Consider the following 12,166-nt stretch of genomic DNA (forward strand, 5'->3'; position numbering starts at 1 on the left):
AGTGCTGGCGCGCATCGCGGCGCGGGTCGGAATCTCGGCCCCCTCCCGCTGAAGTCCGGGCGATCCGCTTGAGGCGCGCCGCCAACGCCCGACGTCACGGTTTGGCGGGACCCATGTTCAAGGCATTCAATATGCGCAAGGCGGCGCAGGCCGCGCCATAGCCATTGTCGATGTTGCAGACGGTTATGCCCGAGGCGCAACTGGCGAGCATGGCATTGAGGGCGGTGCGCCCTCCGTCGGCGACGCCGTAGCCCACCGAAGTCGGCACCGCGATCACCGCGCCGGGGATAAGGCCGCCGACAACGCTGGCGAGTGCTGCGTCCATGCCTGCGACGACGATCACCACCGGGTGCGTCCTTATTTCGTCAATGCGCTCCATCAGCCGCCACAGGCCGGCGACGCCGACATCGACAATCAGCGTCGCATCGATGCCGGCATGGCGCAGGGTGCGGGATGCCTCGCGCGCGACCGCCGCATCGGACGTGCCCGCCGCGACAATCGCGACACCGCCCGCTGTCGAGACCGGCGGCACCGCGCCGAAAAACCCTGTTCGCGACAGGGCGCAATGGTCGATGGGCGCAGCAAGGTCAGCGGGCAGCGCTTCGAGTTTCCGTGCGTCGAGCCGCGTGAGAAGCAGGCCCGCCTGCTTGTCCGCCGCTTCGGCGAGGATCGCGGCAATCTGCGCGGCGGTCTTGTCCTCGCAATAGATCGCCTCGCTCAAACCGATGCGCTCGGCGCGGTGGAAATCGGAAACGGAATCCGTCACGCTCTTTCCTTCAGGAATGCGCTGCCGTTGCGATAGCGTTCGAAGCGGACAGGCTTGCGCGCGAGGCGAGGGGGCAGGTGCGCAAGGATTGTAGCCGACAGGCTTTGCTCCGTGTCTGGCGCGATGGCTTCGAGCGCCTGCGGGTCGACCTCGATGACGACGCCTTCGGCGCGCACGCGGCACCGCACCGTCCTTGGCCCGATCGCCTTCCCGACCAGTTGCTCGACGGCATGGATTGCCTGCAGGGTCTCCGCGTCAATGGCGATCGAGGTCTCGACGCGGCTCGACAGGCAGGGCGAGGCAGGCAGTTCGGCCAGTTCGCCCATGCCGAGTTCGCGGGCAAGCGCGCGAACGCCTTTCTTGTCGATGCCTGCTTCAAGATAGGGATGACGCACAGCGTGGTTGCGGGCTGCATCGAGGCCGGGGCGAAATTCGCCCAGATCATCCATATTCGCGCCGGAGAATATCTGCCGGTCGGTGAATCCGCTCATCGCGCCATACAGCCGGCTCTTGCAGAAGAAGCAGCGGTTGACCGGGTTCGCAAGGTAATCGCGGTCTTCAAACTCTCCGGCATGCAATATTCTCAGCGTCCAGTTTTCGTCGCGCGCCCAGGCCTCGACGCGCGCCGTCGCCTCAGGCGGAACGGCGGGGGAAACCGCGTGCATCATCGTGACCCGCCGGTTGTCCAGCAGGCGATTTGCAAAGACGGCGAGCGTCATCGAATCCACGCCGCCGCTGACGGCGATGGCAGCCGCCTCGGTACCCAGCAGGATGTCGGCTAGGTCATGCTTCATCGGGAGCCTTCTCCAGCGCATCGCGGACACTGGCTCGAAGCGCGTCGCGCCCGGCGCGCCCCGGCACATCGGCGAGATCGTCAGCTTCCACTTTCGTGGTGCGCCCGGAAGGGCGGTTGACGGTCTTGATGCGAAGCTTGCGGCCTTGCGCCTGTATTTCCGCGCCGCGCCTCGGCAGGAGTGCGCGCTCGACCAGCGAATGCCGCACGCCGATCGTCGTGGTTTCATCGAACAAGGTGGCAAGAATGGCGTCGCGCGCCTGAGGCAGGGCCAGTATCCGCACATGCGTCATCATTCGCCCCTTCTTGCCGAAGACCGGGACCTGCACGATGTCGAGAACGCCGGGATGGCTTCGAAGATAGTCGATGGCCTGCGACAGGTCCTCGGCGGTCTGGTCGTCGATCTCGCATTCCAGCACCGCGACATGGTCACTGTGGACGACATTGCTTCCGGTCTCGAACGACAGCACGCGCAGGCAATTGCTCACGCCGGCCATGCGTCTGGTGCCGAAGCCATGCGCCGTGCCGATCAGCCTGCGTTCGCCATGCACGGCCTGTGACGGATCGCTAAGATGCCGCAGGATCGCCGCGCCGGTAGGCGTGACGCGCTCTCCCGCAATACCGTCGTCGATGAACGCGAAGCCTTCGAGGAGGAGTGCTGTGGCGGGTGCGGGAACCGGCAGGAGGCCATGCGCGGTTCGGATGCGCCCCGAGCCGAGCGGCACCGGACCGACCGACCAGTGCGCAGGTCCGATCATGCCAGCCAGCCATGCCGCCGCGACAATATCGGCCACCGAGTCCCATGCGCCGACCTCGTGGAAACGGACATCGTCGGGCGCGACGCCGTGGACCTTTGCCTCGGCCTCGGCAAGGTGGGTGAAGATGCCCAGCGCATGCGCGCGCGTTTGCGGGTCGAGTGCGGACGCATTCAGCGCCTCGCGAATGACGCGCCAGTCCGCATGGTCATGGTGGTCGTGGTGATGATGGTGCTGATGGGTCTCCGCCGGGGCGCCGTTGCGACGCACGAGGAAGCGCTTGCCCGTCAGCACCCCGTCATTGTGGCCAGCCAGTTCGAAAGTCACGCCTTCCAGCAGCGGACATTGCGCGAGAACCTTTAGAAGACCCGCCTCCAGATCCGGCCGGAGGTCGAGCAAGGCGGCGACGAACATGTCGCCCGCAATGCCGCCCACAGGATCGAGATGGATGGTCAGCATGGCGTCGTGCGGATTTCAGGAGACATGGCGCGGAACGACGTAAGGCCCTTCCGGTATGATCGCGACGCGCGGGTCGCCGCTGCGCGCGATGCTTTCCTCCACCGCCCTCGACAGGTCGTCGATCATGGTCACGCCGGTCAGTCGGCGGTCGTCGCCGGAAAGCCCGGTCGAAAAGAGTTCGACCTGGCCGAGCCGCATCGGCTTCAACTGCATTTCGGTCTGCCATTCGTCGATTTCGGCAAGCGTCTTGGCCGTCAGCGTGGCGAGGAAGCGTTCCGGGCCCAGCTCGACCAGCCGGGCCTGCGCATCGCGAAACTCGGCCGAGCCGAAGCCCTCCGAACATGCCGACGCGATGATGAGCGTGCCTCCGGGTTCGAGGATGTCGAGCGGCGTCACCATGCCCTTGATGGTCTGGTAGTAGGTCTTGTCGAGCGGGTAGCCGGCGGAGGAGGTCACGACGGTCGCGAATTTTCCGGGCACGGGGATGCTGGTCGAATCCGTCACGAAGTCCACCGCGGCCTGATGGCTGGCGATGATCTCGCCGAAGGTCACGCAGACCAGATCGCGGTCTTCGTCCAGCACGGTGTTCAGCGCATAAACCTCCCCCAGCATGCGGACGATTTCGAGCTGCTCTTCATGCAGCGGATTGCCGACCAGATTGCACTGCACGGCGAGAGGGTCTTCCATAAAGCGCGCGGAATGGAAGGTGCGGATCGTTTCATGATGGGCGACGCCCGGGGCGACGACCTTGCGCCCGCCAGACCAGCCCGCCATGAAATGCGGTTCAACGAGGCCGGTCGCGATGCGCAGTTCGGCCTCGACAAACAATTTGTCCAGCTTCACGGGCGTGTTGCGGGTCCTGGTCGCGCCGAGATCGACATGGGCGGCTTCGTCGCGCGCATCGTGGTTTTCCAGCCGGACGTTTTCCAGGACCCAGGGATCGCCGACCAGTTCCGCAAGCTCTTCGCCAAGATTGGGCCGGTGAAGCCCTGTCGCGACCAGCACCGAAATATTCTCCAGCGGAACGCCCGCGGCGTTGATGGTGCGGATCATTGGTTGCAAGAACAGTCGGTTCGGCACCGGGCGGGTGATGTCGCAGATCAGGATGCAGGCGCTCTTGCGGCCCGCCGCCAGTTCGTGCAGCGGCTTCGAGCCGACTGCGTGCTTCAGCGCGCCGGCTATTGCGCCGTGCGGGTCGGGCAGCTTGGGGAGTTCCTTCTTGCGTATCAGTGTCGGCTGCGCCTTTGCGGGAAGGCGGAGCGACACGCGGCCCTGTCCGTAGAGAAGGGATATTTCAGAAGAATCCATGCTCATATCCATCCCGGAACGCGCATTATTCGGAAGCCTTGCGGCGCATCGGCAGCCAATTCTGGCCGCAATTCTCCCATGGATCAAGCAGCATGGCGGCTATGAGTTTCGGGCTGCCGAATAGAACTGGTCAATGAAAACGGCGAGGATGATGACGGTGCCGAGCGCCACCATCTGCAGGAAGCTGTCGACCTGCGACAGGTCCATGCCGTTCTGCAGAACGGTGATGAAGATGCCACCAAGCAGGCAATTGAAAACATTGCCCAGACCTCCGCGCAACGACACGCCGCCGATGACCGCAGCCGCGATGCTTTGCAGCATCAGGCCGCCGCCCATGTTCGGCTCGCCAGATCCGGTCCGTGCCGTCAGCAATATGGCGACCAGCGCCACCAGAAGCGAGCAGAGCACATAGGCGCCGAGCGTATATTTGCGGATCGGAAGCCCTGCTACCGCCGCCGCCCGGGGATTGGAACCGACGAGGTAGAGCCCGCGACCGAAAGTGGTGTAGTTCAGGATGAAATGCAGCAGCGCCAGCACGAGGATGCAGGCGACGACCGCGACCGGAATACCCGCGACGCTTGCGCGGCTGAAGATGTCGGTGAACTCGACCGGCAGGCCGAAGATCGGAAAGCCTCCGGATACGGTCGCCGCGAAGCCTGCCGCCACACCCTGGGTTCCAAGCGTGACGACGAAGGGATTGACGCCGAGGAACACCACGCAGGCCCCGTTCACAATGCCCACGAGCGCGCCCATGGCGAGGGCGACCACAATGGTCAGTGCGATGGTGACGCCCACCAGCCCGGGATTGCCGGCCAGGATGCCGGTCATGATGAGGCCGAGCAGAACGCTGATTGCCGAAAGCGTGGTGCCCATGGACAGGTCGAACCCACGCACGATCAGCACGATCATCTGCGCGGCTGAGAGCATGATGAGATAGCTCGCCTGGTTGAGTACGTTCAGAATGTTGCGCGGGGCCAGAAAGACCGGCTCCGAATAGCCGAAGAAGGCGCAGGCGATGACCAGCACGAGCGGCAGAAGGCCGTAGGAGGCCAGATGACGAATGCGGGTGCCGAAGTTTGCGGTGGGTGCTGACGCTACGGAGCTCATGACAATCACCGCTTCTTCCAGCGCTCGGCGCCCTCGATCGCGACCGCCGCGACCAGCAGCACGCCGATCACCATTGCCTGCAACCTGGTATCGACGCGGCTCAGGTTCATTCCGTTGGCGAGAATTGCGATCAGCAGCGCGCTGATGGCCACCCGCTCGATCCGACCGATGCCGCCGCGCAGCGATACGCCGCCGATGACCGCAGCCGCGAGGCTTTGCAGCATGAACTCGTCGCCGAGCGTTCCTTCTCCCGACCCGACCCGCGCGGTCAGCAAAACGCCCGTCAGCGCGGCGAGAAAGCCGCAAAGCACATAGGCCGAGACGAGGCAGGCCGTGGACCGGACGCCGGATGCCCGGGCGGCCTCGATGTTGCCGCCGATGGCATAGAGATGCCGACCGAAGGCGGTGCGCCGCATGACCAGCCAGACAAGGGCAAGGACGAGGATCGCAAGATAGAAGTTTGATGGCAATCCCAGCCATCTGAGTTGCGCGAAATCGGTGACGAAGGCTTCGGGCATGCCGTAGATGGGCGTGCCACCCGCGCTGTAGAGCGCGATGCCGCTCGCGATCAGCATCGTGCCTAGTGTGACCATGAAGGGCGAGACTTTCAGGAGCGCGACGCAAAGTCCGTTTATGAGGCCAATGGCTGCCCCCGCCGCCAGCGCCGCGAGTATGCCGAGGGCGACGACCATGTAGGGATTGCCGGGCATCAACGGGTCGAGCCATGCCATGACGAGGGCGCAGACCACGCTCGCCAGTGCGATCACGGCGCCCACGGACAAATCGAAGCCCCCGACGATGAGCACGATGGCCTGGCCGACCGAGACGATGACGATGTTCGATGCGTTGCGAACGATGTCCACCACATTGGTCGGCGCGAAGAAGTTTCGATTCAGGAGGCCGAACAGGATCAGCAGCAGCACGATAAGGATCGACGAAATCCCGAGGGACGCCAGAATCGAGGCGAAGGGATGTCTTGAACGAGCCGCCGTGCCGTCAAAGGTGGGATGGGATAGCTTGGCGGTCATTGGACAGCCTCGGCGTCGACATTGAAGAAGGCGTTGAGCACGTTCTTTTCCGAAATATCCTTGCCGGAAAACTCGCCCACGAGGTTGCCGTCGCGCACGACATAGACCCTGTTGGAGAGGTGGAGGATTTCAGGCAACTCGGACGAAATGACCAGCACCGCCGCGCCATCGGCGGAAAGCTTGGCGATCAGTTCGTAGATCTCCGCCTTGGCGCCGACATCGATCCCGACGGTGGGCTCATCAAAGATGAACACTTCCGTGGGGCGGCTCAGGCCGCGCATCAGCATGACCTTCTGCCGGTTGCCGCCCGACAGCGCGGCGACGCGCCGTTCGATGTTCCGGGGCCGCAATTGCAGGCGCTCGGCGATGTTCTGGACAATCGACCGCTCGTTCTTGCGCCGAAGCAGGCCCTTGCTGGAGAAGGCCGGTTCGAGGATCGCGGCCATCGACGCGTTCTCGCGCACGGCACGCGGCATGGCGAGACCTTCGGCGCCGCGGTCGGAAGGGAAATAGCACAGGCCGCGGTCGAGCATCTCGCTCGGCACCGGCTTCTCGATCTCCTCGCCCTTGACGACGATGCGGCCGCTTTCGACGGCATCGAGGCCGAACACCGCGCGCCCGATTTCGGATTTGCCGCAGCCAACCAGCCCTGCGAGGCCGACGACCTCTCCGGCATGCACTGTGATCGATACGTCGCGCACCCGACCGTTCTCGGTACGGAGGCTGGAAACTTCCAGCAGCGGCTTGGCGGGACGATGATGCATCTCGGGAAACAGCAGGTCGATCTCACGGCCCGTCATCAGTTCGACGAGGCGCTTGTCGCTTACATCGGCCATTGCGCCCGAAGCGATGTGCTTGCCGTCGCGCAGCACCGTGAAACGGTCTGCCAGGCGGCGCAGCTCCGCCATGCGATGCGACACATAGAGGATTCCGACGCCGCGCGCCTTCAGCCTGAGAACGAGGTCGAAAAGCCGTTCCGTTTCACGCTCCGTCAATGAAGCAGTCGGCTCGTCGAGGATGAGAAGATGCACGTCCTGCAAGAGCGCCTTGGCGATTTCGACCATCTGCTGCTGCGCGCGCGACAGTTCGCTGACCATCGCCCGTTCGTCGAGTTCGAAGCCGAGTTCGTCGAGGAGCTTGCGCGCGGTGGCGCGCATGTCGGCCATTCTCAGCAGGCCGTTGCTCGTCAGTTCCCGGCCAAGGAACAGGTTGGCGCTGACATCGAGCTCCGGGATCAGGCTGAATTCCTGAAAGACTGGGCTGATGCCGAGCAGACGGGCGCGATGCGGGGTCAGGCCGCGTATCGGCTGGCCGCGATAGGTATATTCGCCGGAATAGGTGCGCTGCGAACCGGCAATGATGCTGATGAGCGTCGACTTGCCCGCGCCGTTTTCCCCAACCAGCGCATGAATCTCGCCGGGGGCCATTTCCAGTTCCACATTGTCGAGCGCCTTAACGCCGTGAAACTGCTTGGTGACGTGAGACATCCGCAGAAGGGAGCCGGGCGCGCTCATTCTTGCACCACCTGGAAATTCGGCAGCGGATGCCGGCAAAAGCGAAATCGCGTGATCACGGATCGATCTCGACATAGACGTTGCGAACGCGCTTCACGAAATGCGGCTCCAGCCGCCGCGTCCACTCGGACGGGCCTGCGATCTTCTTGTAGTCCTCGCTTTCGAGAACCGCCGGAGATTCAAGCTCGTAGATCGCCAGATATTTCGGTTCGCCCTCGGTGGCGAGGTAGCGTTTGCCTGACAGGAAGCCGGGGCAAGCCATCCGCTCGGGATAGTGTTCCTCCCGGTACCAGCGGTTGAAGTCGTCCTCATATGCGGGATCGATCTCGATCATTACGAGCAACAGGCCCCGCTCGCGCTTGGTAATTTCCATCTCTCTCATTTTCTTGTTTTGGGACCTTGCCGGACGGCCAAGCCGGCCCGCTCAGTCCGCATTCTACGTGTCGACACTCTCAGTACTGGACCGCGAAGTCAAGTGCCTGCGCCGATTCTTGTCACAGGAACATTTGGACCAGGCCCGGATGTATGCAAGTCTCTGTGAACGTCCGGGCTCCGGCTGATGCGTCCTGTCCTGCTGTGTCGAGTTGTTGGTCGCTGATCAATCCTTAGCTCCGAAACAATCCTTCCGTGGCGTTGTTTCGCGCGCTCTACCGCATGGCGCAGGACGAATGTGCCCGTCCTCTTTTTGAAGTGATTCCAGTATCATAGAAAACAGATCGGCAAATGCCGCGCTGGTGGGCGCGATCTGGCGATCCTTGCGTACACGGGCAAAGGCAGGCGGCTGATGCCGGAGATGCGGCGCGCGTCAAGGCGCTGCGGTCTTTGCGTGGGATGGCGGCCGAGGCCTGCTTCCATAAAATTGAATCTGTGCCCGCTTGCTGCTGTAAACCGCGACGGACCTGCGGCGCCGTCGAGGTTCAACGGAAATTGAACGGCAGCTTCGAAACCGGAATGTGCGGCGCAATATGTGTCGACACGTTTTCGGCTATGATGCTTTGTGTTGCTGGACTTCATCCGTCAACATGCCCGTACGGGCCTCTATTTCGACAAGCGGCTGGATGGCGCGAAAGGCGCCGTTCAGATTGGACCGGACGAGCGCTTTGGCCAGTTCGACGTCCCGCTCCTCGATTGCGCGGAACAGCCTTAGATGATCCTCAAGCGACCTGTCCATTCGTCCCGGCTGCTTGATGCTGAGGCGGCGCAGGCGCAGAGTGCGTAGGACGAGCGAGTTCAGGAAGCGTTCGAGCGTCCGGCTGGCGGATATTTCGGCGATTCGCTCGTGAAACTCGACGCCTGCCCAGAAATATTCCTCCGCGTCTCCGAAAGCGGTGCGCAGCTTGTTTGCCGTCTGGCGCAAGCGCTCAAGTCCTTCGGCATTCGCGCGCGTCGCGGCGTCCGCGACAATCGCCATCATGATCGTAGTTCGGATTTCGTAGAGTTCTCCGATTTCCTCGGCTGTGGGGGTGGCGACACGCGGGCGGCGACGCGGCGGGATTTCGACCAGCCCCTCCTTTTCGAGCAGCATCAGTCCCTCGCGCGTCGGGGTGCGGCTCGTGTGGAAGGTTCGTGCAAGTTCGACCGAGTTGATGTCGGCCCCCGGCGGACGGATCCCTATGAGAATGTCCGCGCCGACGGAACATGCGATGTCCGAAACCAGCGACGGGCGATCATGGCGATCACTGATGATCCTGCGGATGAAAGCCTTGAATTTTTCGTGCGTCTCGTGGTCATGGTTCATAGGCGCGTACCTCTTTGGCCACCCCTTGTATGGCATATGAGGGCGAATGATATCGAGACCCACAGGTTCGGCAAACTGTGCAACACCTGCGCACTGTCGGCAGGAAGGCCGGTGCGTCGAGGTTTCACCCGAAGTGTTGACCCATTGCTGCGCGGGGGTGCGAAGGTGAAGAACCGGAACCAGGATGGTTGGAGGATGTGAGTCACCCGCCTGGCTCCGGTTCCGGAGACGGAACGTCGAAATCAATCCGACGTTCCGGGTTGTTCACCGGGTCATTCCACCGAAAAGACCGGCTTCCAGTCGTCGGGGCCGAACTCGCCGGAAAGGTCATAGTCCTTCAAATTGTCTTTGGTGACCATGATCGGCGTTGCGGTGAGACGCTTGTCATATGGCATCTTCTGCAAAACGCGCACAGCCTGGTCGACGCCGATAACGGTTGTGGCGACGCTGCCCTGCAGCGGCGCGGTCGTGACGCGCCCGGCGCGCACGGCTGCCAGCGACCCGGTGTTGAGGTAGTCGCCGACTACGGGAATCTCGGCATGACCGGAATCACGGATCGCATTCGGCGCGACCTCGTTCATGACCGCGTTGCCGATGATCGCCTTGGCGTCGGGATAGGTGTGGAGCGCATCCTCGACAAGCCGCTGCTGCTCGTTCTTCGTGGTATTGCCCCAGATCGTGGCCAGGATCTTGACATTGCTGCCCTTCAACTGGTCCTCGTGGCCCTGTGCGGAGACGGCGGCCCAGTTCGCGGCCTGTGGTCCGGGGAAGTCAAGAATGCCGACTTCGCCCTGGTCCTTGAACATGTCCTGAAGGAACTTGGCGGAAGCCTGCGCCTGTGAATAATTGTCCGGGAACACGCCCGCGTCATAGGGCATCTTGTCGGAGACCATGTTGTCGACGGCGATCTGCGCGATGCCGGCGGCCTTGCCTTCCTCGATCTTGCGCACGAGACCTTCTTCCGAGATTGCCTGGAAGAGGATCGCGTCCGCCCCGAGGGCGACGCAGTTGTCATATTGCGCGATCTGCTTGGTCAGGTTCTGGAAACCGCCCGCGTCGAAGATGGTCATCTTGAGGCCGAGACGCCGGGCTTCCTGCACGAAGCCGTAGTTGATGCCGATGAAAACGCTGTCCGTCAGCGTCGGCATCAGCACGCACAGGTGCCACTTCTTCTGCACTTCTTCCGGCTTCAGGAGTTCATATTCCTTGGCCGTCGACTTGTCGCCTTCCCACGCATTGACCGGGTAGGGCGCCCAGCCCCACTCCTTGACGTCTTCCGCGCGAGCCGAGGTGCCGGCGATGACAGCGGCAAGGGCAATGCCCAATGCCAGACCGAGTTTTTTCTTCATGTTCGAATCCTCCCTTGTTGGATGCGGTTGGTGTGAAGATCTGCTTCGACGGAGATTCATGACGGGCGACGCCCGGATGCGAAGGAGGCTGCGCCTGCTTCGGCAACTTCGATGTCCTGTTCGGCGGACCCGCCGGAGACGCCGATTGCGCCGACGACCTCGCCATTGATTTCGATCGGCACGCCGCCGCCGAACACGACCATCGGCTGGCGGTGCGAAACCTCGAGGCCGTAGAACGGGCCGCCCGGCTGCACTGCCGCCATCAGGTCCGCGGTGCGTGCATTGACCGTCCTTGCGGTGAACGCCTTCGCCTGTGAAATCTCGATGGAGCCAAGCAACGCGCCGTCCATCCTGAGGAAGGCGACCAGGGCGCGGCCATCGTCGATGATCGCAATGCTCATCGCGACGCCGATCTGGCGCGCCTTGTCGGCAGCCGCCGCGATTGCCGCCTGCGCCGCTGCCGCATCGATTCTGGTGCTCATCTTCAAGATACCTCCCTGTGGCGCTGTCAGTTGTGGGCACCGCCGTTGATGGAAATGGCCTGTGCCGTCATAAACGCGGATTCGTCGCAGGCCAGGTAAAGAACCAGTGCGGCGATTTCCTGAACGGTGCCCTGGCGTCCAAGTGGCGTGCCCGCCTGAACCGCCTCCTGCGTTGCGACGGGTCCGCCGAGGAAATCGATCACCGGCTTGTTGAAGGGCGTATCGACCCAGCCGGGGCAGATGGCATTGACCCTGATGCGGCTTCGCGCCAGTTCCAGCGCCAGCGAAACGGTGAAGCCGTTGATGGCCGCCTTCGAGGCGGAATAGGCGGCAAGCCCTGGAGCGCCGCGAAGCCCCGCCATGGATGACATGTTGACGATCGAGCCGCCCGCCGAAGCCTTCAGATGCGGAACGGCATATTTGCTCATCAGGAATGTGGATCGGACATTGACGCGAAAAACGCGGTCCCAAAGATCAGGGTCCATCTCGGCGATGGGCTTGTGCGTGATCATGCCCGCATTGTTTACGAGAATATCCAGCCCGCCGAGGAACGCGACCGCCGCATCGATTGTGGCGCGGATGTCATCCTCTTCAGTCACGTCGCAGCGCTGGAAGCGGGCTGCCGGGCCGAGCCGTTCGGCAAGGTTCTCTCCCTCGGCCACGTTGATGTCGGCTATGACGATGCGGGCACCTTCCGAGACAAGAAGCTCCGCCGTCGCGCGTCCGATTCCGGTTGCGCCCCCGGTCAGAAGGACCTTCTTTCCCGCCATGCGGCCAGCCATCGCCACCTCCCGTTTTTTGGCAGTGCCTCTATAGCAAGTCGATTTTCATATGTCGACACTTAATATGAAAAAGAATGTCTATTTG

At 63.0% G+C, this 12,166-nt stretch carries 12 protein-coding genes; all 12 read right to left on the reverse strand.

From position 1 onward, the window contains the following. Positions 1-94 precede the first annotated feature (94 nt). Complete coding sequence (gene larB, locus M9924_12675) at positions 95-766, reverse strand: nickel pincer cofactor biosynthesis protein LarB (GenBank protein MCO5065250.1); 672 nt, start codon at positions 764-766, stop codon at positions 95-97. Further along, positions 763-1,560 (reverse strand): adenine nucleotide alpha hydrolase, encoded by a 798-nt coding sequence (locus tag M9924_12680; protein MCO5065251.1) that lies wholly within the window; start codon positions 1,558-1,560, stop codon positions 763-765. The genes larB and M9924_12680 overlap by 4 nt, the downstream gene beginning before the upstream one ends. Then, the gene (locus M9924_12685; protein ID MCO5065252.1) at positions 1,550-2,773 is read right to left on the reverse strand and encodes a LarC family nickel insertion protein; all 1,224 of its coding nucleotides are present in this window, start codon (positions 2,771-2,773) and stop codon (positions 1,550-1,552) included. Before M9924_12685 ends, M9924_12680 begins: the two co-directional genes overlap by 11 nt. 15 nt (positions 2,774-2,788) lie before the next feature. Continuing rightward, positions 2,789-4,081, reverse strand: coding sequence for a nickel-dependent lactate racemase (gene larA, locus M9924_12690; GenBank protein MCO5065253.1), 1,293 nt, complete (start codon positions 4,079-4,081; stop codon positions 2,789-2,791). 99 nt (positions 4,082-4,180) lie between these two features. Next, on the reverse strand, positions 4,181-5,188 hold the full coding sequence (locus tag M9924_12695; GenBank protein ID MCO5065254.1) for an ABC transporter permease: 1,008 nt from the start codon (positions 5,186-5,188) through the stop codon (positions 4,181-4,183). A 5-nt stretch (positions 5,189-5,193) separates the two neighbouring features. Further along, positions 5,194-6,216: an ABC transporter permease gene (locus M9924_12700; protein MCO5065255.1), complete on the reverse strand. Its 1,023-nt coding sequence runs from the start codon at positions 6,214-6,216 to the stop codon at positions 5,194-5,196. Further along, entirely contained in the window at positions 6,213-7,730 is a 1,518-nt protein-coding gene (locus tag M9924_12705) for a sugar ABC transporter ATP-binding protein (GenBank protein MCO5065256.1), read from the reverse strand. The genes M9924_12700 and M9924_12705 overlap by 4 nt, the downstream gene beginning before the upstream one ends. A 55-nt stretch (positions 7,731-7,785) precedes the next feature. Next, positions 7,786-8,103 carry a hypothetical protein gene (locus tag M9924_12710; GenBank protein MCO5065257.1) on the reverse strand — a complete coding sequence of 106 codons (318 nt, stop codon included), beginning with the start codon at positions 8,101-8,103 and terminating at the stop codon, positions 7,786-7,788. A gap of 612 nt (positions 8,104-8,715) precedes the next feature. Beyond that, complete coding sequence (locus M9924_12715; protein ID MCO5065258.1) at positions 8,716-9,468, reverse strand: GntR family transcriptional regulator; 753 nt, start codon at positions 9,466-9,468, stop codon at positions 8,716-8,718. Between the two features lie 272 nt (positions 9,469-9,740). Further along, positions 9,741-10,817: a TMAO reductase system periplasmic protein TorT gene (torT, locus tag M9924_12720; protein ID MCO5065259.1), complete on the reverse strand. Its 1,077-nt coding sequence runs from the start codon at positions 10,815-10,817 to the stop codon at positions 9,741-9,743. Between the two features lie 56 nt (positions 10,818-10,873). Further along, positions 10,874-11,299, reverse strand: coding sequence for a heme-binding protein (locus tag M9924_12725; protein MCO5065260.1), 426 nt, complete (start codon positions 11,297-11,299; stop codon positions 10,874-10,876). 26 nt (positions 11,300-11,325) lie between these two features. Beyond that, positions 11,326-12,081 carry an SDR family oxidoreductase gene (locus M9924_12730; protein MCO5065261.1) on the reverse strand — a complete coding sequence of 252 codons (756 nt, stop codon included), beginning with the start codon at positions 12,079-12,081 and terminating at the stop codon, positions 11,326-11,328. Positions 12,082-12,166: the final 85 nt, after the last annotated feature.

Source organism: Rhizobiaceae bacterium (assembly GCA_023953835.1).
Taxonomy (GTDB): Bacteria; Pseudomonadota; Alphaproteobacteria; order Rhizobiales; family Rhizobiaceae; genus Mesorhizobium_G.